Below are 24,917 nucleotides of genomic sequence, written 5' to 3'. Positions count from 1 at the left end.
AAGTTTTCGAAGACGTCTACAACAGGAGCTCGTGATGAAGGCCGACACCGTGCAGGCCCCCTCGGCCGACCCCGTCTGTACGCCCGGGGCATCGGGCGTCGCCGACGCGGGGCCCGTCAGTCTCGCCGTCAGCCGGGTGGCCCGGCTGCACCGCATCGCCGCGGGGAAGGCCCTCAAGGGGCTCGGGCTCTACCCCGGGCAGGAGTTCGTGATGATGCACCTGTGGGAGGCGGGTCCGGTGCGGCAGTCCGAGCTGATCAAGGCGGTCGACCTCGATCCGTCGACGGTCACGAAGATGCTGCAGCGCCTGGAGCAGGCGGGGCATGTCCGGCGGCGCCCCGATCCCGCCGACCGCCGGGCCGTGCTCGTCGAGGCGAGCGCGGCGAGCTGCGGGCTGCTTGCGCAGGTGGAGCGGGCGTGGGGTGAGCTGGAGGGGCACACGCTGGGGGGGCTGGAGGAGGCGGAGTGCGCGGAGTTGCTTCGCTTGCTCTCCAAGGTGGAGGCGAATCTCTGCAAGGAGACGGAGGAGTGCCCGGAGCGCAGGGGGCGGGGCTAGCCCCGCCCGATATCCGGGGCGTCCGGCAAGGGTGGGCTGGGCTCACCCGTCCTGACCGGGCCGGATCGTGGGGTCTCCCGCGGGCCGGTGGGGGCTGGCCGCGCAGTTCCCCGCGCCCCTTACGGGGCACGACCCACCCTCGCCGCCCGGTCGCAGCCAGCGCCGTAGCGGAGCCGCGCCGTGGGGCCTGCCGCCTCAAGGCCGGCTGCGGGCCGGTGGGGGCTGAGCGCGCAGTTCCCCGCGCCCCTGACGGGGCACGACCCGACCCCCGCCACACCGTAACCACCGCCACACCGGAGCTACCTCCGGCGCCGCGCCGTGGGGTCTGCCGCCTCAGGGCGGCCGCGGGCCGGTGAGGGCTGGCCGCGCAGTTCCCCGCGCCCCTGAGGGGGCACGACCCACCCTCGCCGCCAGGTCGCAGCCAGCGCCGTAGCGGAGCCGCGCCGTGGGGTCTGCCGCCTCAAGGCCGGCTGCGGGCCGGTGGGGGTTGAGCGCGCAGTTCCCCGCGCCCCTGACGGGGCGCGACTCGCCCCCTGCCACACCGCAGCCACCGCCACACCGGAGCCACCCCCGGCGCCGCGCCGTAGGGCCTGCCGTCTCAGGGCCGGCCGCGGGGCGGTGGGGGCTGGGCGCGCAGTTCCCCGCGACTCTGGCGGGGCGCGGCCGCACCAGTACTCGCCTCGGGGTTACAGCCAAGCCAGCGAAGCTGCTCTCGTCAGGATGTGGTGGATTGTGGCGGGGTCGCCTGATGTGCCGTGTGGGAGGTGGGGTGGGGGGCGGCGGCCGGCTATGAGGAGGCAGAAGTCGATGGGGTGCAGGACCAGTTCGGCGCGGATCGGGTCGTCGGAGTTGCCCAGGATCCACTCCGTCTCGCCGCCGTCCCCGGTGATGGTCAGGGCGACGGGTGGGGACTGGGGGCCGTAGGCCGGGCCGAGGATGCGGACGGCGAGTCGGACCAGCTGCCAGAGGTGCGGGGAGGGCGGCGGGGGCACGGCGCGGTCGAGGGCGACGCCGATGTCGTCGGCGTGCACCCAGGTTTCGAAGGCGCGGGACAGGAAGTGGTCGGCGACGGGCAGCCGCACCCCGGCGAGCACCGTGGCGCGGGCGGCGAGTTCGGGGTCGTGGGCGGCCCGGGAGGCGAGCAGCCCGGCGGCCTGGGCCCGCCACGCGGAGACGGTCTGCGCGGGCGTACGGGTGCGTTCGCGGCGGATCACCTCACGGGTGCGCGCCTCCCCCGCGGCGCGCCACGGCCTGCCGTCCGGCGCGCGCGGGACGGGCTCGCGCGGGGGCAGGCCCAGATGCCGGGCGAGCGGCTCGTCGGCGGCGATGAGGTGGGCGACGGTGTCGTGGACGTCCCAGTCGTGCACGACCGGTGTCCCCCAGGCGGCCCGCTCGTCCAACTCCGCGAGGAGCGCCTGGAGCCCGGCGACGGCGGCGGCGTAGGGCGCGGCGTGCGGGGCGGTGCGCAGGGCGGGGGCGCGGCTCCGCAGGGCGAGGGAGAGCCCGTGCCGTACGGGGGTCTCGTCCGGCACCGGGTCGGGCAGGGCGGGCCCGTCCAGGTGCCGCACCGTGGCGCGCAGCCGCGCGGCCTCCGCGGCACAGGGCGCGCACTCCCGCAGGTGCCGGGCGACGGCGGCCTCGTCGCCCGGCATGAGGGCGTCCACGGCCCAGGCGCCCAGGAGTTCGCGTACCGCTTCGTGGTGGCCGGTCAAGGGTGTTCACCTCGCGGGGGCGGGTCCGCGAGGGTCTCGGCCAGGGTGCGGAGGGCCGTTCGCAGGCGGGTCTTCGCGGTGCCTTCGGGGATGCCGAGTTCGACGGCGGCCTGCCGGTAGGTGCGGCCCGCGAAGTAGGCGAGATGCACCACCTGCCGCTGGGGCAGCGGGAGCCGGGCGAGGGCGGAGTGCAGGAGCAGCGAGCGCTCCTGTTCCAGGATCGCCTCGTCCGGGGCGGGCCCGGCCGCGGGGGCCGGCTGCATGGCCGTCTCGTCGGCGTGGGCAGCCTTGCGGTGCCGTTCCTCGCCGCGCACCCAGTCCACGGCGCGCCGGTGGGCGAGCATCGAGAGCCAGCCGCGCAGGCTCCCGCGGCGCGCGTCGAACGCGTACGGCCTGGTCCACAGCTGGGCGAAGACCTCCTGCGCCACATCCTCCGCGGCGGCGCGGTCGCGGGTGACACGGATCGCCACGCGCTGCACGAGCACGCCGTACGCGGCGTGGACCTCGGCGAGGGCCGCCTCATCGCCGTGGACGAGGCGCCGGTGCAGTGCGGCGTCGGCGGGCGGGCGGCCGGGGCCGGGGCCGGGCGGCGGTTCGGACGTGCCCGGCCTCTCGAAGGACGGCTCCACCGGCACCACCACCTCGCGCGGCCGCGCGACCACGTAGTACCGCCAAGCCTGGCGCCCCGCGGCCCGCCGCGCCAGGCCTCAGCCCGACAGCACGTCGAGGATCCGGTCCACGTCCGCCTCGGTGTTGTACAGGTGGAACGCGGTGCGCAGGTGCCCCGCCCGCGCCGAGGTGAGGATGCCGGCGCGGGTCAGTCCGGGGGCACGGTCGGCGAGTCCTGGCACCGAGACGATGGGCGAGCGGCCGGGCACGGGGGTGTGGCCCAGTGCGGCGAGTCCGGCGCGGTAGCGGGCGGCGAGTGCCGTGTCGTGGGCGTGGATCGCGTCGATCCCCGTCTCCTCGACGAGGGTGAGCGCGGCGGCGGCCCCGTGGTAGGCGAGGAAGGCGGCGGGTTCGTCGAACCTGCGGGCGTCCGGGGCGAGTTGGGCGAGCGGCCCGTAGGTGGAGTTCCAGGTGTCGGCCGCCGCGAGCCAGCCGCCGTGCAGCGGTGGCAGGGACTCCTGCGCCTCTTCCCGCACCGTCAGGAACGACACGCCGCGCGGGCACAGCAGCCACTTGAAGGCGCCGGTCACGGTGTAGTCGTACGCGCCCGCGTCGAACGGCAGCCAGCCCGCCGCCTGCGTCGCGTCGACGAGGGTGCGCGCGCCGTGGGCGGCCGCCGCCTCGCAGACCGCGGACAGGTCGGCGGTGCGGCCGTCGGCCGACTGGACGGCGGAGAACGAGACGAGCGCGGTCGTCGGGGTGACGGCCGCGGCGAGCCCGTCCAGCGGCGCGTACCGCATCTTGAGGTCGCCGCGCAGCACGAAGGGGTTCACGATGGACGCGAACTCGCCCTCGGGAGCGAGGACTTCGGCGCCGGACGGCAGGGAGGCGGCGATCAGCCCCGCGTGCACCGCGACGGACCCGCCGGTCGCGACGCGGCCGTCCGGGACCCCGACGAGCCGGGCGAAGGCGGCGCGCGCCTCGTCCACCACCTCGAAGTCACCCGCGCCGCCCGGCCGCCCCGCGCCGTTCTCGGCGGCGAGCGCGCACACCGCCTCGACGGCGCGGCGGGGCAGCAGGCCGCAGCTCGCGGTGTTCAGGTAGGTCGACGTGGGAGCGAATTCGGTGCCGTTGTTGATCCCCAGGGACTCCATGGGGATCAACCTATGCGGCGCCTCAGGCCTGCGGAACCGCGCATCCGTCAGGTCCGCACGCGTCGCCGCCGTCGGCCTGCGCCAGGGTGGTGAGCGGCGGGCGCTCGCCCCACGCCTGCTCCAGGGCCTGGGTGAAGACCTCGGCGGGCTGGGCGCCGGAGATGCCGTACTTGCGGTCGAGGACGAAGAACGGCACGCCGTTCGCGCCCAGTTCGGCGGCCTCGCGCTCGTCGGCGCGCACCTCGTCGGCGTACCGCTCGGGGTCGGCGAGGACGGCGCGCGCCTCTCCCTCGTCCAGGCCCGCCTCGACGGCGAGCTCGACGACGCGCTCGTCGTCCGTGAAGACGGACCGCTCCTCGGCGAAGTTCCCGCGGTACAGCAGTCCGATCAGCTCGTCCTGCCTGCCCTGCTCCTTGGCGAAGTGCAGGAGGCGGTGCATGTCGAAGGTGTTGCCGTGGTCGCGGCCCTCGGTGCGGTAGTCGAGGCCTTCGGCGGCCGCGTTCTCCCCGAGCCGCCTCTCGCCCTCGCGGGCCTGCTCCTCGGTCATGCCGTACTTGCCCATGAGCATCGGCAGCACGAGGCCGGTGTCGCCCTTGGCGCGGCCGGGGTCCAGCTCGAAGGAGCGGTGCACGACCTCGACGCCGTCGCGGTGCGGGAAGGCGGCGAGGGCCTTCTCGAAGCGGGCCTTGCCCACATAGCACCAGGGGCAGCCATGGACCAACGAAGCCATACCGCTCTGACCTGGGGTTTCACCGATTTCCTCGGTTCTCGCTTTACCGGCTCCCTCTCTGAACACCGGTAGAGCCCCCCACGCCGGAGCGGCAACCTTCGGCGAACGGACGATCCATGACGCAGCGAGACGACTACCCCGCCCTCAAGGCTCTCGGGTTCGATGATGACGAACTGAAAGAGCTTGGGCTTTGGCTTCCACCGGTGGGCATAGCCCCCGAATTCCTGGCCGAGATGTACGTACGGCGGAGCAAGAAAAAGGACTCTCTCAGCGCGCTCAAGGAGCAGGTCCGGCGCATGGCGAATGCGTCACGCGACAAGGGACTTGCTGTTCGCCACGTATGGTTCGAGCAGCGTTCGGCCTCAAAGTCCTATGTGCGGCGCGAGGAGTTCGAAAAGGCATGTGCGGCAATCGTGGAATTGGCTCTGTCCAAGACTCTGCTTGTCTTCAAGACCTCGCGACTCTCCCGCCGAGGTATGGGCCAGGTCGGTCTACTGCTGGACGCGTTCGATGAAATGGCCGCCTGCATTCTCGTGGTCGCTGAGGGAATCGACTCCCGCCGAAACCGTATGCTCCTCGCCATTCTCAGCGAACAGGCACGCGAACAGGTCTCAGACCTCGCCGAGTTCGTGAAACTGGGAATGGATGCCCATAAGGCCGAGGGAGGTTGGACGGGTGGAGTCGCACCATTCGGCCTCATGTCTGCCGGAAAGCGGCTGGTCCGCAACCCCAAGGAATACCCTCTCGCGCGGCGAATCGCCGTATACCTCCTCGACCGGAAAACACCCAACTGGATTGCCAACAAACTGAACAGTGAGGGACTGAAAACCCGCACGGGTAAGAACTGGCAGGCAACCGGGATCATCGCCCTTGCTCACGCTGTCACGTGGGCGGGGCTCGTGGCACAGCGCGACAGGATCTTGGACGACAAGGGGCGATGGAACGGCAAATACCACCGTGGCGGTAAGCCTTTGCTCAACAAGAAGGGATTCCCGGTCTCCTGCGGCGAGGGCGTTATCACGTTCGCGGAACACGTCAAAATCAATGCCATTCTTGCCAGCCGCGCACAGAAGGGGACTAGCATCGGGGACCGCACCCGGGGCAAGCGGGAAACCGTCGCGCTGCTCTCCGGGGCTATGCGATGCCCTCACTGCTGTGCCGGAGTAGCCAACGGCGGAATCAACTACCGCTGTTCCATCCGGCAGAACGAGGGACCGACTGTTTGCGTGGGAGTCTCGACCGACCGTAAGCGCGCGGATGCTGCGGTTGAAACGCTGTGGATCAATCACGTTCTCTCCCTCTCCCCCGAGTCTGACACGCTGCACGCAATCGCCAAGGACTGGCTTTCCTACAAGGACCCCGAGAAAGAGGCACGTAAGGCCGAGGTCGCCGCCGCACTTGAAAACGCGGTCGGTCGCGAAATGTCCCTCAAGAAGGAACGGTTCGTTCTTGGCCGCATGACTGAGGCTGACTACGAATACCTTTGGCGGCAACTCAACACACAGATTGAGGCACTAAAGGAGGAGCTAGCCATTCTCTCTGTCGAGGCGGACCTTTCCCCGCTGATGGACCCCGAGGCGCTTACAACACTGTGGGTCAACGCTGGCATCGGCGGACAGCGCGCTCTTTTGGCCTCCACGCTGGGCCCGAGGGGAATCACGCTGGCACCGGCCAAGTACCGAGGCGACCGGACCCCGATTCTTGACCGGCTAGTAGTGGATTGGCGCGACGCCAAGGACCCGGAAGCGCTGACAGCGATCGACACGGGGATTGAGTTCGTGAAGGTCTGTAGGCAGCGCAGGAAGGCAGAGGATCGAGCGGCCAGCAAGCCCCTGTAGGGCCGCCTGAGAGCCATCGAGAGCCCCGGCGAGGGATTTCCCCCCGCCGGGGCTTTCTCATGCCCACGCGCAGGCACACAGCGGCTCTTTACCGGCGCACTCGTAGAAGGAGAGGGCCCGTCGGCGCTGGCGGGCCTTTTTGCTGCCTTCGTTTCACCGGATACGCCGCACACCCACAAGAGGTTGCACCGGATACGCGGACCTGAACGAGTAGCCAAGGCCGACTAACACCAGATACACGGACCCCACCAAGCGGGTTGCACCGGATACACGGAGACAGAATTCATGGAAATACCAAACTTCACTGAATTGCTCACTGCCCTACGCGCAGCCGAGACGGAAGGGAACTTCGGGCTAGACCCGGATAGCAGGCGCACCCCTGCTAGGTCTCTCACCCTCGTACATCATCACGTGACAGTCGCCCTGCAAATCGCGGAATCCGTCCTCACAGGGCAGGAATGCGCGCTGCCTAGCTGCCGTAACCCCATCGAGTACAAGGGCACCGGCCGTCCAGCCGCGTACTGCGGGCGGAGTTGCCGCGACCGGGCCGCCTACCGAAAGAAGCGGGAAAAGGAACAGCGGGGAGGGGAGTGATTTTCTCTCTTTGTGTTGAGTGTTGATTCTCGACATAGAAATAGGTCACCTCGTGGAAACTCCAAGGGGACCGAAAGTTGACCTCAAGAACAGCACTCGACACACGCCCCGCTGATGACGCAAATATCCGAACCACTACCCCCCAGCCGGCTGGAATCTGGGGGTTTTCTCATTTGGGGGTTTCTCTTGTCTCTACACCGCGCCCACGATTGGGCTGCCGCCGCTTCGCTGCTAGGCATCGAATATGACCCGTCGGCCACGTCGGCCCGTGCCGCTATCGCGGAGTCCGGATTCGTCGTTCGGGACCTGACCGCCGAGGCCGAGACCGAGTTGCATCGTGCGCGGGGTCGTGAGGCTGACATACCGCAGCCGTTCCCCGAGGTCGCTGTACGGGCTTCTGCGGCCCGTTCGCTGCGTGACGCGATGGATGACCCTTGGCGGCCCCTGTGGGAGCTTCACGCGGGCGCTGAGCGCCTTCTGAGGCTCGCTGTCCGGCAGCGCTCCCAGACGCTTGCCATATCCAAGTCATGGGCGACGGCCGCCGGTTGGGTGGAGATGAGCCACGGGCAGAAGCGCTTTATGGGCAACTGCCTTGAGTGCGCACGTGAGTTCAGCGTGACTCGCCCCGCTGTCTCGTCTCGCCGCTGGCCGCAGATATGCGACGGCTGCAAGGTCGAGCGAGAGCGCGCCCGTAAGCGGGATTGGGCACGACGCAACCGCGCCAAGACCGCGTAGACGGCTACTTACGTATACGGGCCGGGAGTGGTTAACCGGCCTGTCGGATAGCGGAAAAGTTCGACCTCTCCCTCTGCGCCCCCTGGCGGTCATTTCGACTGCTAGGGGGCGTCCTCTTTTGATTGGAATTCACTATGTCTCCTGACCTCAAGGCTGATGCGCAGTTCGCCTTTAACCAGTACCGCACGGGTGCCGTGGCCGACCCCTACGCCGTTCTCGACGCTCACCGTCTATTCGCGGTTGAGATGCTTTGCGATGGCCTGGTAACCGCCGACGACGTGCGCGAATCGATTCACGGCCTTATCGCTGTGCTCAACATCGTGACCGATTACCGAAAGACTCACCCGATCAACACCGTTCTTTCTGAGGAGGTCTGAGAATGGCCAACATCTTCGCCGTAAGTCACGTCGTTGCCAAGAACGCTGCTTCGCTACTCAAGGCCGAGCTGGTTCTAGGTCGTCTCGTGTTCCGTGACGCCGAGTCCGATTTCATCGGCGGGCGGGGCGACACGGTGAGTGTCCGCGTTCCGCGCATTCTCCAGGCGTCCAAGTTCACCGGCTCCACCTCGGCTATCAGTACGCCGCTGAATGAGCAGACGGTTCCCGTCAAGCTCAACACTCACGCAATGCAGCCGCTAGAGCTGACAGCTAAGGACATGACACTAGAGGTGGAGAACTTCAGCGCGCAGGTTCTCATGCCCCAGGTTGCCGGTGTCGCGGAGATGATTGAGGCAGAGATCGGGACCGTGATGCAGCCGGTTATTACCGCTGCCACGCTGACGATTGATCCGGCCAACCCCCGTGACGCGATTACCAAGGCGGGCGAAATCCTTGACTCCCGCAAGGTGGGCGCTAAGTCGCGCGCACTGGTGGTGAGCCCGAACGTTAAGCGCGCGCTACTCATGGACCCCAACCTGTCCAACGTCGATTCGGCCGGTTCCCCGTCCGCACTCCGGGACGCAATTGTGGGTCGCTTGCACGGGTTCGACGTTTACATGTCGCCATTCATCAAGGATGGCGCTGTCGCGATGACCCGTGAGGCGTTCGCGGCGGCCATTAAGGCACCTGCTAAGCCTGAATCGGTTTCCGGTGCATCGGCAACGGACGATGACGGCCAGGGATATGCGATGACTTGGTTCGTGTCCTTCAACGGGGAGACCCGTACGGAGATGAGCGTCGTTGAAGCGTTCGTGGGCGCGACGGTTCTAGATGCACAGCGCGCCATCGGCCTCAAGCTGGCGACGGCCGGAGCGTAAGGGGGCAATTGTGGCTGCGGTAGAGAACGCGCCCGAGACGCCGGAGGAGCCCGCTGTAAGCGTCTCTGAGGCCCCGGAGGTGGAAGCGTCCCCCGGGGCTGGTTCCATGCCGGACACGGGCGCTCAGGCCGTCTCTGAGCCGTCCCTAGACGACCTGCGGGCCGAGGTGGACCAAGCCGCTACGGCACTCCGCACGTCCGAGGATCTACGCCACCAGCTCAACGCGCAGTTGGACGATGCCGAGGCACGCGTGAAGGCCGCCGAGGTCGCCCTAGAGCGTGAACGCGTTGGCCGTCGTCATGGGCTGCCGGATGAGCTAATGGCGTTCCTGCGAGGCGAGACGGCTGAGGCCCTGGAGGCGGAAGCGGCCACGCTGTCCAAGTTCGCTGGTTCGAGTTATGGGACCCTGGGGGCTGGTGGCCTTGACCCGACGGACCAGAATTCCAACGGAGTCGTTAGCCGGATTCTTCGGAAGTCGCGGGAGTTCTAGTGAGTCGGCAGTCTGAATTCAACTCGGCTGCACAGGCTTACTACTTGGCGCAAGTGGATATCTCCGAATCGCTACTGGAGCGGGTCGCGTCCTGGTGGCGTGGCCTGTCTCCGCAGCGAGCCGCCGAGGGATCGTCCGCTGTCGTGCGGGAGTTTCAGGCTCTCGTCAGTACCTCGCGTAGCCGCTCATACGCCGAGGGCGTGAGGTACCACCAGGCAGCGCGGGAAGCGGCAACCGGTAAGCCTGCGCCGGATTCCGTGTGGGACGGCCGAGACCTAGCGGCCGAGGCCGGTAAGGCCAAGACCTCGTACTACGTGCACACTGCCCCGCTCCGTGAGCAGATGCGGCGCGGCCGGTTGGATGACCCGGAATTCCTCAAGTCCCTTGAGGGCACGATGCAAAGCGCCGGACGGAACCTCGCGCTAGATGCTGGCCGACTCTCTGAATCGGGCGGTCGTGATGCGCTGGCCGAGGCCCGAGAGAATGACGCCGAGGTGATCGGCTGGTACCGCAGGACGGACGCTGATCCGTGCGGATTCTGCGCCATGATTGCCAGCCGAGGGGCCGCGTACTCCGATTACTTGGAGCCCGACCAATTCCACCGGGGTTGCCACTGCCAGACGCTCCCGCTGTTCCGGGGTGTCGAGATACCGGCCGAGGATGCGGCCAAGCGAGATGAGTACCTGGTCCGCTGGAACGCAACAGAGGGCAGCGGGACCGATCAACTGAGGAACTTTCAGCGGGAGTTCAACGAGGAACGACGGCAGCGCCGAGAGGCAGTTGAGGCGGCATAGTGAACGCACGTCGAAATCTCTGGTTTCGCTTCAGGTTCGTGCTTTCCCTGCCTTTCTAAGGTCACGCATTGTGCCAGTAGGGGTGGGGAGGTACTCCGAAATTAAGCCTTTCCCCACCGCAAGGTCTTGGCACCTCTCTCCGTGTACAGGTTTTGGCGTCGCCCAAACTCCCTTGGACCGCAGTTGAACACGGATTGTCACGCAGTCTCGCCGGGCCGCCTTCGAAATTCGGCGACTTCCCGGCCGGCTGCGACCCTGGCCCCAGCATTCCCAAGGGTTCCGCAGCCTTCGATCCCAAACCCGAGCCCCCGTGGCCGCTCCTTCGCTGGGGCTGACCACGGGGGCTTTCGTGTTTGCTCTCAGCCCTCCAAAGATTTCAGCCCTTGGTAAGCCTCCCGAAGGTCCGAGGCTTCCGGGAGCTGTCGCGCTTCAACGGCATCGACGACTTCCAGCGCGCGCCAGTGATTCGAGGGGACGATACGGCCGGACAGTATGGCCCGCTGTGCGGAGTTGCACGCTTCGTCTAGTCGGTCGGTACCGAGTAGCGCCAATGCTAGGTCGATATTCGCGGAAGCCACACGGCGCGGCCATTTCTCAACATCATCAGCCGGGGCCAGTCGGGCAATCACTTCTCGCGCGTACCCCTCGGCTGCGGGATCTCCCACCCAAGCTAGCGTGGTCGCTGTGTACGCCAGCGATTTTGCAGGGTCGTACTGGTAATGATGCTCGGTTCCCTTTCGCGGTACGAGGGACACTGACATTTGCTGTACGCGATCTATGGCCGCGTAGGTTTCCTTCCTTTCCCCGAGACGCGCTCTCGCTCTGCCTTCTTGCGCTGTGGCTTGAATGGCTACCGAACTTCCACCGGGGGCTAGCCGCTGCGCGATCTGGGAGAGTTCCAGTGCGCGGCCATATTCGCCGTCCGTAAGAACCCGCCAGGCGTCAGTCTCATAACACCACGCCTCAATCTCTCGATGCTCCGCGTGCTTGGCGAGTGTCGCGGCCGTTTGCAAACGGGCCGTAGCGGCGTGTTCCTGATTGAGATCAATGTGGAGCGTGGCACCCAATAGCTGAAACCATCCGCCCACCACGTAAAGGCGTCGCTGTTCCGCAAGGGTCATCCGAGCATCCATGAGATGTGCGACGTAGGCGGAGTGCTTTCGAACTCGCTCCAACAAGTCCTGCGGCGGAGACTTTGGGTACTTCATGGCCAGCTCATCAAAGGCATTTTCGAGTCGACTCAATGTCTCCTTTCCTACATCGCTCGCCGCTACGCGCCTAGCTAGTTCCAGCGCATCGAATTCGTCATCGCTCTCCGGTTCGGCTACGGCAATCCATTCGCGGGGAGTCTGCTTGAAGGCGTCCGGAATCAGCAAGTCATCAAGCTCGTTCGCCGTCACCCCAAGAGCTTTAGCGATCTTCGGCCGTTGCCAGGGTTGCGGATCGTTCTTTCCGTTCTCCCACCGCTGGACGGTTGAACGATCTACGCCGACTGCTTCCGCGAATTCCTCTTGATTGAGCCCACATGCTTTCCGGCGCTCCGCGAACCTCCGCCGCCTACTGGTCATCGTGGCCGGTCCTCTCTGGCTCTGCGCTGTCTGCCCTGGTCAGCGTAGCCACTGCGGCCAGGGTGCGGCAGGACTGCGGCCTTTCTGCCGTGGTCGGCTCCAACTCCCGTTGGTTCGCTGTGCCTTGTTGCAGAACCGCCAGCGCCATGGGGGTGAGGGAGTGACCGGAGCAGTGACACACGAACGGGCCCCAGAGCCTGCGTACGAGCCGCAGACGAACGACACCGTCCGAGATACCCGCACGGGGCGCGTAGGCCGAGTGATGGGGCGCGAGGGGCCGCGCTACCAGCTCCGCCCGCTGAATGGCGGAAAGGAATGGGAGGCAGAGCCGGAAACCATCGAGCCCGCACAGCAATCCGACGCGATAAGTGCCGATGTAGCCAAGGCGAATGCCTCTTCTCTTTGGGGGATCTGACATGGCAACAGCGCTCGGATCGGGGACTGATCGGTGCGGAGGCCACGCATGAACTTCCCCAGAAAGCCGCACACTCGTCGCCAGCGACCTCTACCGCCCCCGCACCTAGTCGTCCTCGCGGACGGCCCCACGGACCCGCAGAAGGACGTACAGGCCCCCTGGTGGGTCGAGTACGGCGGAGTCCGCGACGCAGCGTCCGGAGTGATCGCGTTTCCGCCTGGAGCCGCGCCCCCGTGCCGGTTTCCGTGCGCGCTGTGCCGACAGCGGGAGGGGTCGGCGTGATGTACCGCTGTGAGGCGCGGGCGGTCCCGGACGCCTATGTCCTCGCATCGGCTCGGTTGATCCCGAGTCCGTACCCCAGATCGAGTGGTACGCGGAGCCGTTGGGAGAAGCCCTCCAATGCAAGGTTGCCGACGTTCCGCACGATCACCACACGGCGTTTCTCCGCACCGGAGCCAGCGCGGAACCGTGCAGTGACGTATTCCTCTGTTGGCGAGACGGCACGTCGACTCAGTGGATTGAAGACGTGGTGCTTTGCCTCAAACCGGCGTTCGGCCGCCCTTTGGGTACGTCGTGCCTGATCTTCCACGACCATCCCGGACAGTGCGACTGGGCGTACACCGACCCAGCGGACGTAGCCGTGCAGGCTCAGGCGGACCAAATTGCCGCAGAAATGGGGTGGCTTGCCTGATGGTCACCCAGAAGGACATTGGTGCGAAGGTCACGGACGGCTACCGCGTCGGCATCCTTAAGGCCATTGACTCTGCGTGGGAGGACCCAACCAAACTGCCCGGCGACCGTCGACCGCGTAAGGTCGCGTTCGTGTGGCCCGAGGGCGGCGGCGTCGAATGGACAGCGGCCCCTGGCGACTTGAGCCCCGTATGAGCCGCGCGCTGGCCGTGCTCGCATGGTGCACATGGGTCGTCGTCGTCGCGCTCATAGTGGCCCGAGGCATGGATGCCTAGTCCCACCCTCAACATGATCGTGGCGCCGCGACATGCTGAGGATGGATCAGCCCTCGTGGTCGGGCACGAGGAAGAAGGGCCCCGTTCTGCGCTCTCCCCCGAGGCGTGGGGCGGGGTCTTCTCGCGACCATCCCCGCTGGTCAACACCCCCGCGCTAAGCTGTGGTTGCGTTGGTTCACGGGCAGGCGATGTCGCTCCAGATCTCGACGCGCATGTGTGGCTCTTTCCAGGTCGTACGGTACGAAGCAGTCGGTGCGGAGGGTGCCTCCGCTCAGTCCGTCAACGTACGGGCAGACCGTCTCATTCCCCCACGGGGAAGTGCCGGCACGGACGCGCCGGTACCGGGCCGTGCCTCAGCGGCACGGCCCGGCGCGCCGCGTCAGTCCTGGCGGCTGGTGACCTCGACGAGGTGCGACCCGAACTGGGTCTTCACCGGGCCCTGGACCTCGCCGACCGGGGCCGAGAAGACGACCTGGTCGAACTCGGGGACCATCTGTCCCGGGCCGAACGAGCCGAGGTTGCCGCCGGCGCTCGACGAGGGGCACGAGGAGTGCTGCTTGGCCAGCTCGGCGAAGTCCGCTCCGCCCTCGATCTGCTGCTTCAGCTGAAGCGCTTCCGCCTCGGTCGAGACCAAGATGTGTCGCGCGGTGGCCCTAGCCATGTGTCACGTCCTTTCGAGTACATATGAACGCCGCCAAGGGTAAACACCTCACTCCCCTGCCAGGGACTCCGCCGCCGCGAACCTTCCCGTGTTCGCCCTGATCCAGGTGCGCAGGTGGGCGAGGGGTTCCAGGGCGCCGCGGCCGAGCTCGGTCAGTTCGTACTCGACGCGGGGCGGGACCTCGGCGTGGACCGTGCGCGTCACGAGGCCGTTCTCCTCCAGGCGGCGCAGGGTCTGGGTGAGCACCTTGGGGCTGACGCCCTCCAGCTTGCGGCGCAGCTCCCCGAAGCGGCGCGGGCCGTCCGCCAGGGCGGTGATGGCGAGGCCCGTCCACTTGTGGACGAGCAGCTCGAAGACCGCGCGGCCGGGGCAGAGCAGGCCGTAGATGTCGTGCCGGCTGCGGGTGTCCTCACGGCTCTGACCAGTCATGGTTTCCAGAATATAGTTGGGGCCCTTGCGGGTGATCAGGGCCTCCCGCCTAGCGTCCGGCTCATGGAATCCACCACCGCACCCGTCCGCGTCGGTCTCGTCGGTCTCTCCGCCACCGGCGGCTGGGCCCCCCACTCCCACGTCCCCGCGCTGGCCCGCCTCGACGGCTACGAACTGCGCGCCCTCGCCGCCTCCAGCGACGCCTCGGCGCGGGCCGCGGGTGAGAAGTACGGGGTGCCGCTGACGTTCGGCTCGGCCGCCGAGCTCGTCCGCAGCGACGAGGTCGACCTCGTCGTGGTGAGCGTGCGGGTGCCGCTGCACCGCGAGGTCATCCTCGGCGCGCTCGGCGCGGGCAAGGCGGTGCTGTCGGAGTGGCCGCTCGGCAACGGTCTCGCCGAGGCGGAGGAGCTGGCGGCGGCCGCGGAGCGGGCGGGTGTGCGGACGTTCGCGGGGCTGCAGGCGCGCTCGGCGCCCGCCGTGCGGTTCGTCCGCGATCTCGTCGCCGACGGGTACGTCGGCGAGGTCCTGTCGACCAGCCTGGTCGCGTCGGGGCGGCGCTGGGGTCCCGTCTTCGAGCCGTCCGGGGAGTACCTCCTGGACAGGCGGAACGGCGGGACCATGCTGACCATCCCCTTCGGGCACACCGTCGACGCCGTCTCCATGGTGCTCGGCGAGTTCACCGAGGTCTCGGCGACCCTGGCGACCCGGCGTCCCGTCGTGCGCGAGGAGGGCACGGGCCGCCCGGCCGCCATGACCGTCGACGACCAGATCGCGGTGAGCGGGCGGCTGGACTCGGGGGCCGTCGCCTCCGCGCACTTCCGGGGCGGCCTGTCCCGTGGCACGAACTTCCACTGGGAGATCAACGGCACGGAGGGCGACCTGGTGATCACCGGCGACTCCGGCCATCTGCAACAGGCCGCGCTCACCGTGCGGGGCGCCCGCGGCACGGACCCGGCGGCCGGCGAACTCCCCGTGCCCGGACGGTACTTCGACGTCCCCGAACTGGACGATCTGCGCGGACTTCCCGCGTACAACGTAGGGGCGCAGTACGCCCGGATGCTCACCGGCCCGGCCGAAGGCGGCGCCCCGGTCCCGGACTTCGCGCACGCGGTGCGGCGCCAGCGACTGCTCGACGCCATCGAACACGCGGCGGCCACCGGCACCCGCGTCGCTCTCCGCCCCGGGACCTAGGAGCCGTCCCGCAGCCCCCGCGGCCAGTTGGGGCGGAACTCGATGTGGTCGTACGTCACCACGCAGCCCTCGCCGACGGGTGACTGCGCCATGAAGCCGACGAGTGCGGCGCCCGCCGTCTCCTCGTCGCCGAGCGAGAAGATCCGCACGAACGTCCACCGCTCGCCGTCCGTCGACGCGTGGAACGCGAACGCCGACCCCGTACGGCTGACGCGCAGCCAGGCGCTGCTGCCGTCCACCACGAAGGCGTTGGCGTCGTCGGAGCGGCCGCGGGTGACGACCGTGCAGATCGTGGGCTCGTCCGGGGAGCGTTCCAGGCACAGCTTGGCCCACTCCCGCTCCCCCACGTGGAGATACAGCACGCCCGCGTCGAAGGCGGCGGCGAAGCCGACCGTGACGCGGGCGATCAGCTGGAAGTCGCCCTCGGGGGCGCCGAGGAGGCGGGGCGCGTCGGAGGCGGGCTCCAGCGCCTCGCCCGTCGGCGGCACGAAGCGGTCCTGCCGGGCGCCCGCCCAGCCGGTGAGCACCCCGTCCTCGTACGACCAGTGCCCGTCGGGGCCGTACGTGCGCAGGGAGAACGGGAGTTGCTCGATGGTGACGTCCATGCGGTCAGTGTTCCAGGCGCCCGTCGTAACGCCGCGGCAGGCCCAGCGGGTTGTCGTCGCGCAGCTCCGGCGGGAGCAGCGCCTCGGGGGTGTTCTGGTACGCGACCGGGCGCAGCCAGCGCTCGACGGCCGTGCCGCCGACGGACGTCGAGGTCGAGGTCGTCGCGGGGTAGGGGCCGCCGTGGTGCTGGGCGGGGGCGACGGCGACGCCGGTGGGCCAGCCGTCGACGAGGACGCGCCCCGCGAGCGGGGTGAGCTCGGCGAGCAGCTCGGCGCCCCGGCCGCTCTCCCCCGCCGCCTCGTCCGAGGAGAGCTGCACGGTGGCGGTGAGGTTGCCGGGCAGCCGGGAGAGGACGGCGGTGATCTCCGCCGCGTCGGTGTACCGCGCGACGACGGTGACCGGGCCGAAGCACTCCTCCAGAAGCAGGTCGTACGCCCCTTCTTCGGCGAGGCGCGCGGCCGGGACGGTCAGGAAGCCGGCGCTGACGGTGTGCTCGCCACCCGCACCGGGGGTCACCGGGGCTTCGACGTCGGGCAGTTCGGCGCGCTCGCGCACCCCGGCGACGAAGTTGTCCCGCATCCGGTGGTCCAGGAGCACCCCGTCCTCGGTGGCGCCGACCGCTTCGGTCAGGGACTTCAGGAGCCGGTCGCCGCCCGCGCCCTCGGGGGCGAGGACCAGGCCGGGCTTGACGCAGAACTGGCCGACGCCGAGCGTCATCGACCCGGCGAGCCCGGTGCCGATCTGCTCGCCGCGCTCGGCGGCGGCGGCCTCGGTGACGACGACGGGGTTGAGGGAGCCGAGCTCGCCGTGGAAGGGGATGGGGACGGGCCGGGCGGCGGCCGCGTCGAAGAGGGCGCGCCCGCCGCGGATGGAGCCGGTGAAGCCGGCGCCGGACACCAGCGGGTGCTTGACCAGCTCGACGCCCGCCTCGAAGCCGTGCAGGAGGCCGAGGACACCCTCGGGGATGTCGTGCGCGGCGGCGGCCCTGCGCAGCACGGCGGCGACCCGTTCGGAGGTGTCCGGGTGGTCCGGGTGGGCCTTGACCACGACCGGGCAGCCCGCGGCGAGTGCGCTCGCGGTGTCGCCGCCGGGCACGGAGAAGGCGAAGGGGAAGTTGGACGCGGAGTAGACCGCGACGACGCCGAGCGGGATCTTGTAGCGGCGCAGGTCCGGTATGGGCGGGGTCGCCGTGGCGTCGGGGTGGTCGATGACGACGCCGAGGAAGGCGCCCTCGTCGACGATGTCCGCGAAGGAACGCAACTGGTAGCAGGTGCGGGCGAGTTCACCGGTGAGCCGGACGGGCCCGAGCGCGGTCTCCGCGTCCGCGGCCGCCACGAGGTCGTCCTTCGCCTCTTCGAGGAGGTCGGCCGCGGTGCGCAGGAAGGCGGCGCGGACCGCGCGGTCGGCGAGTGCGGGCGCCGCGTCGCGGGCCGCGCGGACCGCCCGGTCGACCTCCCCGGCTGTGGCTTCCACCGCAACCTGCTCGCGCTGCTTCCCGGTTCGGGGGTCGACACTCCAGACTGGTGCTGCTGCCACCGCGGATTCCCTTTCCAGACGTATGCCACTCACCAGGGCTGTTCGATATGCTGAACACCGTCTCCGTTGATGAACGGCGGGGACTTGAGACTATTTCTCGGCGTTCAAAGGGGTCAAGGGCGATGTCGGCTGGCGAGACCGGAGGCGGTGCGCAGGTCAAGTCCGCGGTGCGGACGGTGGAATTGCTCGAGTACTTCGCGGGCAGCCCCGGAATGCACTCCCTGGCCGCGGTCCAGGAGGCCGTCGGCTATCCCAAGTCGAGCCTGTACATGCTGCTCCGCACCCTGGTCGAGCTCGGCTGGGTCGAGACGGACGCCACCGGCACGCGGTACGGCATCGGCGTGCGCGCCCTGCTCGTCGGCACCTCGTACATCGACGGCGACGAGGTCGTGGCCGCCGCCCGCCAGACCCTGGACCGGCTCTCCGACGACACCACGGAGACCATCCACCTCGCCCGGCTCGACGGGATGAACGTGGTCTATCTCGCCACCCGCCAGTCGCAGCACTACCTCCGGCCGTTCACACGCGTGGGCCGCCGCCTCCCCGCACACTCCACCTCGCTCGGCAAGGCGCTGCTCGCCACGCACACCGACGAGCAGGTCCGCGCGCTGCTCCCGGAGACGCTGCCCGCGCTCACCGAGCACACCATCACCGACCGCGAGAAGCTCATCGAGGAGCTGCGCACGGTGCGCGAGCAGGGCTTCGCGGTCGACCGCGAGGAGAACACGCTCGGCCTGCGCTGCTTCGGCGTCGCCATCCCCTACCGCACCCCCGCGCGCGACGCGATCAGCTGCTCGGTGCCGGTGGCACGGCTCACGCCCGCGCACGAACAGATGGTCAAGGACGCCCTCTTCGACGCCCGGGACCGGCTGACACTGGCGACTCGTAGGCTCTGACGCATGGATGTCAGCCTGCGCGAAGTCCACGACAGCGATCTGCCCGTCTTCTACCGGCAGATGAACGATCCCGTGGCCGGCCACATGGCCGCCTTCACCCCCGAGGACCCGGCCGACCGGGACGCCTTCGAGGCGCACTGGACGAAACTGCGCGGCTCCGCCGACGTCACCGTGCGCACGGTCCTCGCGGACGGCGACGTGGTGGGCAGCGCGGGGGTGTACGGCGACCCCGGCGAGCGGGAGGTCACGTACTGGATCGACCGCGCCCACTGGGGCCGGGGCCTGGCCACCGCGGCCCTGCGCGGCCTGCTCGAACTGGAACCGGACCGGCCGCTCTACGCCCGGGCGACGGCGGACAACGCGGGCTCGATCCGGGTCCTGGAGAAGTGCGGCTTCCGCCTCTCCGTCACCGAGCGGGGATACGCCGCGGCGCGCGGCAAGGAGATCGACGAGGTGGTCCTCGTCCTGCGCGAGGACTGAGTCCGCTCGGCGCCGTCTCCGCCGTGCGGCGGAGGCGGATCGGCCCGGCGTATGAGGTGCCGCGTCGTCCCCGGCGCGATCTTGGACACATGCCGCACACACCGTCCCCCGCCCCGGCGCCGTCCGCCCCGGGCCGCGTTCCGCGTCCCGCCCGCACGACCTACGCTGTCGGCATGATCATCGGGGGGATCGTCGCCGTCCACACGAGCTGCTTCCTCGCGCGGCGGACCGGCGTCACCGCGTGAAGACACTCGCCACCACCCTGTTCGGGCGCCGGGCGCGCCGCCGCTGGGTCCATCTGATCCTCGGCGGCGCCCTCGCCATGCCGTACGTCCTCGTCGGCTCCATCGTCGTCGGGCCGCTCTTCGACGACGAAGCGATCCTGGGCTCGCTCGGCGCCCAGCTCAGCGCGTTCGCCGTCGGGCTGCCGCTCGCCGCCGTCACCGCGCTGTTCCCGCTGACGCGGCCGATGTCGGTGGCCGCTGTGCGGGCCCTGTGCGGAGTACCGGCCGACTCCCTCGCCGAGGGGCCCGCGCGCACCCGGGTCGCGCGCACCCGCGCCGCCGCGTGGTTCACGCTGCACCTCGGCTTCGGCGGCGTCATCAGCGGCATGTCGCTCGCGCTGCCGCCCTTCGCGAGCGTCCTGATCGCGCTGCCCTTCTGCGCCGTCCTCGCGGACAGCCGCATCGGGATGCCCGAAGTCTTCGGCGAGCCCTGGCTGTTGGTCCTCTCCCCGGTCATCGGCTGCGCGTCGCTGGTGGCGCTCGCGGCGTGCGCCGCCACGGCCGGCGGGCTGCTCGCGCGCCGGGCGCCCGCTCTGCTCGGGCCGACGCCCGCCGACCGGCTCGCCGCCGCCGAACAGCGCGCCGCCGACCTCGCCGTGCGCAACCGGCTCGCCCGCGAGCTGCACGACTCCGTCGGACACGCCCTGAGCGCCGTCACCCTCCAGGCGAGCGCGGCCCGCCGCGTCCTGGACCACGACCCGGAGTTCGTCCGTGAGGCGCTGGCCGCCATCGAGGACACCACGCGCCGCACGGTAGGCGAACTCGACGCCGTACTGGGCGTGTTGCGGGAGGCCGACAGCGCGGGTCCGACGGCTCCCGCGCCCACGCTCGCCGCCGACCTGGACGGCCTGCTGCGCCGCACCGGGGCGGCCGGACTCCGGGTGACGGCCACCGTCGCCGCGGACCCCGAGTCCCTCCCGCCGCTGGTCTCCCGCGAGGCCTACCGCATCGTGCAGGAGGCCCTGAGCAACGCCCTGCGGCACGGCGGCGACGCCACCTCCGTGACGCTCCGCGTCGCCCTGGACGGCCCCGACCTCACCGTCACCGCGGAGAACCCGCTGCCGGACCGCTCCCCCGCCGCGCCCCGGCCCGGCGGCGGCCACGGCCTGCGCGGCATCGCGGACCGGGCCAGGCTGCTCGGCGGCACGGCCGAGGCCGGCCCCACGGACGGCCTGTGGCGACTCGACGTACGCCTTCCCCTGAACTGACCTGACGTACGACTTCCCCCGAAGGGACAGCCATGACGGCCGACGACAACATCCGGGTCGTCCTCGCGGACGACGAGCGCATGGTGCGCACCGCCCTGCGCGCGATCCTCTCCGCCGAGCCCGGCATCGAGGTGGTGGGCGAGGCGGCGACGGGCGCCGAGGCGGTCTCCGTCGTACGCGATCTGAAGCCGGACGTCGTCCTGATGGACGTGCGCATGCCGGAGACCGACGGGATACGCGCGACCGAGCAGATCCTGCGGACGATGTCCGGGCCGCCGCGCGTCGTCGTCGTGACGACCTTCGAGAACGACGCGTACGTGTACGAGGCGCTGCGCGCCGGAGCCGCCGGGTTCCTCCTCAAGCGGGCGGACGCCGACGAGCTCGTCCAGGCGGTCCGGCTCGTGGCGCGCAGCGAATCGCTGCTCTTCCCCGCGGCCGTCCGCGCCCTGGCCGCCGAGTACGGCCGCGCCGAGCCCGCGCCGCCCGCCTGGGTGGCGCGGCTCACCGGCCGGGAGAGCGACGTGCTGCGGCTGATGGCGGCGGGCCTGACCAACGCGGAGATCGCCGGGCGGATGGGGGTGGGCGCGGCGACGGTGAAGACGCACGTGGCGTCGGTCCTCGCCAAGACGGGGGCGCGGGACCGCACGCAGGCGGTGATCGCGGCGTACGAGGCGGGCTTCATGAAGGCTCGATGAGAAATCGGTCGCAAGCACGCCACAAGGGAACGAAACCCTCCCCTCCGCTCGTCCTCCCACGGGATGAACAAGACGATCAGGCACGCCTCGGTCTTCGCACTGCTGCTCGTGCTCGCCCTGCTGGTCCGGGCGACATGGGTGCAGTTCCACGACTCGAAGGCGCTCGCGGACGACAAGCACAACCGGCGCAACGCGATAGAGCAGTACGCGGCCCCGCTGGGCGACATCATCGTGGGCGGTGAGGCCATCACCGGCTCCGAGCGGACGACAGGGGGAGACCTCGCGTACAAGCGGACCTACAAGAACGGCGACCTCTACGCACCCGTCACGGGCTACAGCTCCCAGGTCTACGGCGCCACCCAGCTCGAAGGGATCTACGGAGACCTGCTCGACGGCACCGACAACCGTCTGAAGAACCCCCTCGACACGCTCACCAACAAGCGGGCCGACCCCGGCGACGTCGTCACGACGATCGACCCGGCGGTGCAGAAGGCCGGCTACAAGGCGCTGGGCGACACCAAGGGCGCGGCGGTCGCCGTCGACCCCGAGACCGGCAAGATCCTCGGCATGGTCTCGACGCCGTCGTACGACCCGTCGAGGATCAGCGGTTCCACGGACTCCAAGGCGTGGCGGGAGCTGACCACCGACAAGGAGAAGCCGATGGTCAACCGCGCGATGCGGCAGCCGCTGCCGCCCGGGTCGACGTTCAAGCTGGTCGTGGCGGCGGCAGCCCTTGAGGACGGTCTCTACGACTCGGTGGACACGCGGACGAGCAGCCCGAATCCGTACACGCTGCCCGGGACGCGCACAGTCCTCAAGAACGAGAACCAGGCCGCCCCCTGCGAGAACGCGGACATCCGCACGGCGCTCCAGTACTCCTGCAACAACGTCTTCGCGAAGATGGCCGTCGACCTGGGCCAGGACAAGGTGAAGGCGATGGCGGAGAAGATGGGCTTCAACGCCGACAAGCTGGACGTGCCGGTGCGCGCGGCGAAGAGCGTCTACCCCTCGGACATGGACAAGGCGCAGACGGCGCTCACCGGCATCGGCCAGTTCGACGTGACGGCGACCCCGCTCCAGATGTCGATGGTGTCGGCCGCCATCGCCAACGGCGGTGTGCTCGCCGCGCCGCACATGGTCTCGCAGATCAGCGACTCCGACGGCAACATCCTGGAGAAGTACGACGACGGCGACTCCCAGCGCGTCATGGACGAGTCCACCGCCGAGGGCCTGCAGTCCGCGATGCAGACGGTCGTCGAGAAGGGCACCGGTTCGAACGCGAAGATCAGCGGCGCCACCGTCGGCGGCAAGACGGGCACGGCCCAGCACGGCGAGAACAACAGCAAGACGCCGTACGCCTGGTTCACGTCGTACGCCAAGGGCAGCGACGGCAAGGAGGTGGCGGTCGCGGTGATGATCGAGTCGTCGAGCGCGGCCCGCGACGAGGTCAGCGGCAACGGCCTGGCGGCCCCCATCGCCAAGGCGATGATGGCGGCGGCGCTCAAGGGCTGACGGCGGGTGCCGGGCGGCCCCGGGGGCGGACGTGTCCTACCCCCGGCGCCCGCGCCACCTCGACACTCCCCACGCGAGCGCCACGACCGCCGCCGCGCCGGTCAGCAGGCCCACCGCGAAGCCCGCGCCGGACGCCGCGTCGTTCTCGTCGGCCGCCACCGCCGCGCCCGCGACCGCCACGGCCACCGCGAGGACGGCAAGGAGGGCGTAGAACTTCCGGCTGAAGAAGCGGGAGCGGGCCGGGGCCGGCGGGGCGGCCGTGAGCCGGGCGGCGGGGCCGATGCTCGCGGCCCTGGGGCGCTTGTACCAGGCGTAGACGATCCACTCGCCGCACAGCTCCCAGCCGTCGGGGGCGAGCCGCTCGTCCAGGCCCTCACGGCCGCGCGTGACCAGCTCGCGCCGGTACTCCCAGCGCTGCGGCTGCGTCATGTCGCGGTGGCTGACGAAGCGGCCGAGGGCGTCGACCCGCTCGACCTCCCAGCCCTCGTCGCCGAAGCGGTTCAGGAGCTCCTCGTCGACGTACGTGTCGGCGGTCCAGCGCCAGGTCTCCACCCGCTCGTCCGGCGCCTGCGGTGCCCGCTCCCCCGTGGCGGGCACCAGCTGCGCGGCGAACTCCTCGACGGGCCCGAACTCCGCCTCCGCGTCCTCGGCCCCGGACTCCTCCAGGTGGGCGGCGAGGTCCGTGACGGTCGCCTCGACGCGGTCGTCGGGCAGGCCCTGTGCCCGCAGCCGCTCGGCGAGGTCGGCGAGGTAGCCGTCCTGCCCGTACCGCGCGTTCACCGCATGCTGTGCGTGCTGTGCGTGCTGTTCTTTCATCGTGCTTCCACTCCGGCCTTCGCGAGGACTTCTCGTACGGATCCGTCGAAGGCGAGCCACAGCCCGCCCTGCTCGCCGAGGGTTTCCCGGCCGGCGTCGGTGAGCCGGTAGTAGCGGCGCCCCGGCCCCTTCTCGGCGGCGCGGAACTCCGCGGCGACGAGGCCCGCCTCCTCCAGGCGGTTCAGCACCGGATAGAGCGTGCCCCCCTTGATCTGGCCGAAGCCCGCGGCTCCGAGCATCTTGGCGATCTCGTAGCCGTAGCTCTCGCCGTCGGTGAGGCCGGCGAGCACGAGGAGGTCGAGTACGCCTTTGAACCAGCTGGCGCGGCGGTCGGTCGTCACTGCGGGTCTGCCTTTCAGACGGCGGTTGCCGGGTGCGGCTTCTCGGGCGCGGGGAGCATCAGATCGCGTACGGAGAGGAAGACGTGCAGGGCGACGGGGAGCAGCAGGCTGCCCGTGGCGAGGTAGAGCCCGGTGAACATCGCGCCGAAGAGGGCGAAGACGAGGACACCCTGACGGCCCTGGTACCAGCCGGCCAGCGCGAAGACGAGGACGGACAGGGCCGCCGCCACGTAGAGGTCGAGGCCGAGCGCTCCCACGCCGAAGGCGATGAGCAGGCCGCGGTAGACCAGTTCGGCGCAGACGCCGTCGGACACGGCGACGGCGATCGCGAGCCTGCGCTCCACGGGTGTGCGCGGCAGCATCGCCTCGATGGCGGCGAGCCCCGGCACGTTCCTGCCGCGCTCGGCGAGGTCGCGGAAGTTCCGTCCGGAGGCGACCGCGGCCGCGCCGGTGAGGAGGATCGCGGCGATCGTGTAGGCGGGCCGCTCGGGCAGCGCGAGGCCGAGGTCGGCGGCGGCGGTGCCGGGCGAGAGGAGCAGGGCCGCGCCGGCGAGGGCGGCGAACGCCCACCACAGGGCGAGCACGAGGCCGTAGTAGCGGACGAGGGCGCGGGGTTCGGTGTCCCTGCGCCGGGCCAGCGACGCGTACATGCGGCGGCCGACCCAGGGCTCGCCGAGCAGCAGATAGGCGGCGAGCGCGGCGGCGACGGCGGTGGACGGAGCCGAGAAGTCCGGCGAGAAGTCCGTCGTGATGGTCATGGGATCCCCCTTCCCGAGGGGGTGGTGCGGCGCACACAGGCGTACGCCGCACCACCCCTGAGCGGCTGAGCTACCTAGACCGTATGGCG

General features: G+C 69.8%; 25 protein-coding genes. 13 read left to right on the top strand and 12 right to left on the bottom strand.

Annotated features, from left to right (window positions below; genetic code table 11):
- Positions 1-34 precede the first annotated feature (34 nt).
- Positions 35-556, top strand: coding sequence for a MarR family winged helix-turn-helix transcriptional regulator (locus ACZ56E_RS31100; RefSeq protein WP_471219223.1), 522 nt, complete (start codon positions 35-37; stop codon positions 554-556).
- Between the two features lie 686 nt (positions 557-1,242).
- Here the strand turns inward: ACZ56E_RS31100 and ACZ56E_RS31095 are convergent.
- The 4 genes from ACZ56E_RS31095 to ACZ56E_RS31080 form a co-directional block, all read right to left on the bottom strand.
- Positions 1,243-2,268: a maleylpyruvate isomerase family mycothiol-dependent enzyme gene (locus ACZ56E_RS31095; protein ID WP_471219221.1), complete on the bottom strand. Its 1,026-nt coding sequence runs from the start codon at positions 2,266-2,268 to the stop codon at positions 1,243-1,245.
- Complete coding sequence (locus ACZ56E_RS31090; protein WP_471219354.1) at positions 2,265-2,909, bottom strand: RNA polymerase sigma factor; 645 nt, start codon at positions 2,907-2,909, stop codon at positions 2,265-2,267. Before ACZ56E_RS31090 ends, ACZ56E_RS31095 begins: the two co-directional genes overlap by 4 nt.
- A gap of 66 nt (positions 2,910-2,975) precedes the next feature.
- Entirely contained in the window at positions 2,976-4,031 is a 1,056-nt protein-coding gene (locus tag ACZ56E_RS31085) for an aminotransferase class V-fold PLP-dependent enzyme (protein WP_471219219.1), read from the bottom strand.
- Positions 4,032-4,053: 22 nt separating this feature from the next.
- Positions 4,054-4,761, bottom strand: coding sequence for a DsbA family oxidoreductase (locus tag ACZ56E_RS31080; RefSeq protein ID WP_471219216.1), 708 nt, complete (start codon positions 4,759-4,761; stop codon positions 4,054-4,056).
- 116 nt (positions 4,762-4,877) lie between these two features.
- On the opposite strand from ACZ56E_RS31080, the gene ACZ56E_RS31075 reads away from it, so the two are divergent.
- The 5 genes from ACZ56E_RS31075 to ACZ56E_RS31055 all read left to right on the top strand — a co-directional run bounded on the left by ACZ56E_RS31075 (position 4,878) and on the right by ACZ56E_RS31055 (position 10,467).
- The gene (locus ACZ56E_RS31075) at positions 4,878-6,599 is read left to right on the top strand and encodes a recombinase family protein (RefSeq protein ID WP_471219214.1); all 1,722 of its coding nucleotides are present in this window, start codon (positions 4,878-4,880) and stop codon (positions 6,597-6,599) included.
- Between the two features lie 1,463 nt (positions 6,600-8,062).
- Positions 8,063-8,305, top strand: a complete 243-nt coding sequence (locus ACZ56E_RS31070; RefSeq protein WP_471219212.1) for a hypothetical protein — start codon at positions 8,063-8,065, stop codon at positions 8,303-8,305.
- A 2-nt stretch (positions 8,306-8,307) separates the two neighbouring features.
- Positions 8,308-9,183: a major capsid protein gene (locus tag ACZ56E_RS31065; protein ID WP_471219210.1), complete on the top strand. Its 876-nt coding sequence runs from the start codon at positions 8,308-8,310 to the stop codon at positions 9,181-9,183.
- A gap of 10 nt (positions 9,184-9,193) precedes the next feature.
- Entirely contained in the window at positions 9,194-9,673 is a 480-nt protein-coding gene (locus ACZ56E_RS31060) for a hypothetical protein (RefSeq protein WP_471219208.1), read from the top strand.
- Positions 9,673-10,467 (top strand): VG15 protein, encoded by a 795-nt coding sequence (locus ACZ56E_RS31055; protein WP_471219205.1) that lies wholly within the window; start codon positions 9,673-9,675, stop codon positions 10,465-10,467. The genes ACZ56E_RS31060 and ACZ56E_RS31055 overlap by 1 nt, the downstream gene beginning before the upstream one ends.
- A 359-nt stretch (positions 10,468-10,826) precedes the next feature.
- Here ACZ56E_RS31055 and ACZ56E_RS31050 read toward each other — a convergent pair whose 3' ends face one another.
- The 3 genes from ACZ56E_RS31050 to ACZ56E_RS31040 all read right to left on the bottom strand — a co-directional run bounded on the left by ACZ56E_RS31050 (position 10,827) and on the right by ACZ56E_RS31040 (position 14,505).
- Positions 10,827-12,035 (bottom strand): helix-turn-helix transcriptional regulator, encoded by a 1,209-nt coding sequence (locus tag ACZ56E_RS31050; protein ID WP_471219203.1) that lies wholly within the window; start codon positions 12,033-12,035, stop codon positions 10,827-10,829.
- A gap of 1,759 nt (positions 12,036-13,794) precedes the next feature.
- A complete protein-coding gene (locus ACZ56E_RS31045; RefSeq protein ID WP_471219201.1) occupies positions 13,795-14,076 on the bottom strand; it encodes a peptidylprolyl isomerase in 282 nt (93 codons plus the stop codon).
- Positions 14,077-14,124: 48 nt separating this feature from the next.
- On the bottom strand, positions 14,125-14,505 hold the full coding sequence (locus ACZ56E_RS31040; RefSeq protein WP_471219199.1) for a winged helix-turn-helix transcriptional regulator: 381 nt from the start codon (positions 14,503-14,505) through the stop codon (positions 14,125-14,127).
- Positions 14,506-14,568: 63 nt separating this feature from the next.
- Between ACZ56E_RS31040 and ACZ56E_RS31035 the strand changes: the two genes are divergently transcribed.
- Positions 14,569-15,696, top strand: a complete 1,128-nt coding sequence (locus ACZ56E_RS31035; protein WP_471219198.1) for a Gfo/Idh/MocA family protein — start codon at positions 14,569-14,571, stop codon at positions 15,694-15,696.
- Here the strand turns inward: ACZ56E_RS31035 and ACZ56E_RS31030 are convergent.
- Together ACZ56E_RS31030 and ACZ56E_RS31025 are read right to left on the bottom strand one after the other, a co-directional pair.
- Positions 15,693-16,301 (bottom strand): DUF1349 domain-containing protein, encoded by a 609-nt coding sequence (locus ACZ56E_RS31030; protein WP_468609483.1) that lies wholly within the window; start codon positions 16,299-16,301, stop codon positions 15,693-15,695. The two genes, ACZ56E_RS31035 and ACZ56E_RS31030, sit on opposite strands and share 4 nt — an antisense overlap.
- A 4-nt stretch (positions 16,302-16,305) precedes the next feature.
- A complete protein-coding gene (locus ACZ56E_RS31025) occupies positions 16,306-17,838 on the bottom strand; it encodes an aldehyde dehydrogenase (NADP(+)) (protein WP_471219195.1) in 1,533 nt (510 codons plus the stop codon).
- A gap of 122 nt (positions 17,839-17,960) precedes the next feature.
- On the opposite strand from ACZ56E_RS31025, the gene ACZ56E_RS31020 reads away from it, so the two are divergent.
- The 6 genes from ACZ56E_RS31020 (at position 17,961) to ACZ56E_RS30995 (ending at position 22,913) form a co-directional block, all read left to right on the top strand.
- Positions 17,961-18,734, top strand: coding sequence for an IclR family transcriptional regulator (locus ACZ56E_RS31020; protein ID WP_471219193.1), 774 nt, complete (start codon positions 17,961-17,963; stop codon positions 18,732-18,734).
- A gap of 3 nt (positions 18,735-18,737) precedes the next feature.
- Positions 18,738-19,214, top strand: coding sequence for a GNAT family N-acetyltransferase (locus ACZ56E_RS31015; protein WP_471219191.1), 477 nt, complete (start codon positions 18,738-18,740; stop codon positions 19,212-19,214).
- A gap of 89 nt (positions 19,215-19,303) precedes the next feature.
- Entirely contained in the window at positions 19,304-19,459 is a 156-nt protein-coding gene (locus ACZ56E_RS31010; RefSeq protein WP_471219189.1) for a hypothetical protein, read from the top strand.
- Positions 19,456-20,706 (top strand): sensor histidine kinase, encoded by a 1,251-nt coding sequence (locus ACZ56E_RS31005; protein WP_471219187.1) that lies wholly within the window; start codon positions 19,456-19,458, stop codon positions 20,704-20,706. Before ACZ56E_RS31010 ends, ACZ56E_RS31005 begins: the two co-directional genes overlap by 4 nt.
- A gap of 32 nt (positions 20,707-20,738) precedes the next feature.
- Positions 20,739-21,401, top strand: coding sequence for a response regulator transcription factor (locus tag ACZ56E_RS31000; RefSeq protein WP_471219185.1), 663 nt, complete (start codon positions 20,739-20,741; stop codon positions 21,399-21,401).
- Between the two features lie 63 nt (positions 21,402-21,464).
- Entirely contained in the window at positions 21,465-22,913 is a 1,449-nt protein-coding gene (locus ACZ56E_RS30995) for a peptidoglycan D,D-transpeptidase FtsI family protein (RefSeq protein ID WP_471219183.1), read from the top strand.
- A 36-nt stretch (positions 22,914-22,949) separates the two neighbouring features.
- Here ACZ56E_RS30995 and ACZ56E_RS30990 read toward each other — a convergent pair whose 3' ends face one another.
- From ACZ56E_RS30990 to ACZ56E_RS30980, 3 genes are read right to left on the bottom strand one after another with little or no spacing between them, the layout of a single operon-like run.
- On the bottom strand, positions 22,950-23,729 hold the full coding sequence (locus ACZ56E_RS30990) for an HAAS signaling domain-containing protein (protein ID WP_471219181.1): 780 nt from the start codon (positions 23,727-23,729) through the stop codon (positions 22,950-22,952).
- Positions 23,726-24,070, bottom strand: a complete 345-nt coding sequence (locus ACZ56E_RS30985; RefSeq protein WP_398307624.1) for a PadR family transcriptional regulator — start codon at positions 24,068-24,070, stop codon at positions 23,726-23,728. The genes ACZ56E_RS30990 and ACZ56E_RS30985 overlap by 4 nt, the downstream gene beginning before the upstream one ends.
- Positions 24,071-24,084: 14 nt before the next feature.
- Positions 24,085-24,828, bottom strand: coding sequence for a CPBP family intramembrane glutamic endopeptidase (locus ACZ56E_RS30980; protein ID WP_471219179.1), 744 nt, complete (start codon positions 24,826-24,828; stop codon positions 24,085-24,087).
- Positions 24,829-24,917 lie beyond the last annotated feature (89 nt).

The sequence above is a fragment of the Streptomyces sp. NPDC039480 genome (assembly GCF_055597165.1).
Note: the sequence above shows the minus strand (reverse complement) of the source record. Positions and strands in the feature narration are given on the sequence as shown.

What these genes read in the sequence shown, in the direction of transcription:
- ACZ56E_RS31100 (WP_471219223.1), top strand. Translation starts at nt 35, where the DNA reads ATGAAGGCCGACACCGTGCAGGCCCCCTCGGCCGACCCCGTCTGTACG.
- ACZ56E_RS31085 (WP_471219219.1), bottom strand. Translation starts at nt 4,031, where the DNA reads ATGGAGTCCCTGGGGATCAACAACGGCACCGAATTCGCTCCCACGTCG.
- ACZ56E_RS31080 (WP_471219216.1), bottom strand. Translation starts at nt 4,761, where the DNA reads ATGGCTTCGTTGGTCCATGGCTGCCCCTGGTGCTATGTGGGCAAGGCC.
- ACZ56E_RS31075 (WP_471219214.1), top strand. Translation starts at nt 4,878, where the DNA reads ATGACGCAGCGAGACGACTACCCCGCCCTCAAGGCTCTCGGGTTCGAT.
- ACZ56E_RS31070 (WP_471219212.1), top strand. Translation starts at nt 8,063, where the DNA reads ATGTCTCCTGACCTCAAGGCTGATGCGCAGTTCGCCTTTAACCAGTAC.
- ACZ56E_RS31065 (WP_471219210.1), top strand. Translation starts at nt 8,308, where the DNA reads ATGGCCAACATCTTCGCCGTAAGTCACGTCGTTGCCAAGAACGCTGCT.
- ACZ56E_RS31050 (WP_471219203.1), bottom strand. Translation starts at nt 12,035, where the DNA reads ATGACCAGTAGGCGGCGGAGGTTCGCGGAGCGCCGGAAAGCATGTGGG.
- ACZ56E_RS31045 (WP_471219201.1), bottom strand. Translation starts at nt 14,076, where the DNA reads ATGGCTAGGGCCACCGCGCGACACATCTTGGTCTCGACCGAGGCGGAA.
- ACZ56E_RS31040 (WP_471219199.1), bottom strand. Translation starts at nt 14,505, where the DNA reads ATGACTGGTCAGAGCCGTGAGGACACCCGCAGCCGGCACGACATCTAC.
- ACZ56E_RS31035 (WP_471219198.1), top strand. Translation starts at nt 14,569, where the DNA reads ATGGAATCCACCACCGCACCCGTCCGCGTCGGTCTCGTCGGTCTCTCC.
- ACZ56E_RS31030 (WP_468609483.1), bottom strand. Translation starts at nt 16,301, where the DNA reads ATGGACGTCACCATCGAGCAACTCCCGTTCTCCCTGCGCACGTACGGC.
- ACZ56E_RS31020 (WP_471219193.1), top strand. Translation starts at nt 17,961, where the DNA reads ATGTCGGCTGGCGAGACCGGAGGCGGTGCGCAGGTCAAGTCCGCGGTG.
- ACZ56E_RS31015 (WP_471219191.1), top strand. Translation starts at nt 18,738, where the DNA reads ATGGATGTCAGCCTGCGCGAAGTCCACGACAGCGATCTGCCCGTCTTC.
- ACZ56E_RS31010 (WP_471219189.1), top strand. Translation starts at nt 19,304, where the DNA reads ATGCCGCACACACCGTCCCCCGCCCCGGCGCCGTCCGCCCCGGGCCGC.
- ACZ56E_RS31000 (WP_471219185.1), top strand. Translation starts at nt 20,739, where the DNA reads ATGACGGCCGACGACAACATCCGGGTCGTCCTCGCGGACGACGAGCGC.
- ACZ56E_RS30995 (WP_471219183.1), top strand. Translation starts at nt 21,465, where the DNA reads ATGAACAAGACGATCAGGCACGCCTCGGTCTTCGCACTGCTGCTCGTG.
- ACZ56E_RS30990 (WP_471219181.1), bottom strand. Translation starts at nt 23,729, where the DNA reads ATGAAAGAACAGCACGCACAGCACGCACAGCATGCGGTGAACGCGCGG.
- ACZ56E_RS30980 (WP_471219179.1), bottom strand. Translation starts at nt 24,828, where the DNA reads ATGACCATCACGACGGACTTCTCGCCGGACTTCTCGGCTCCGTCCACC.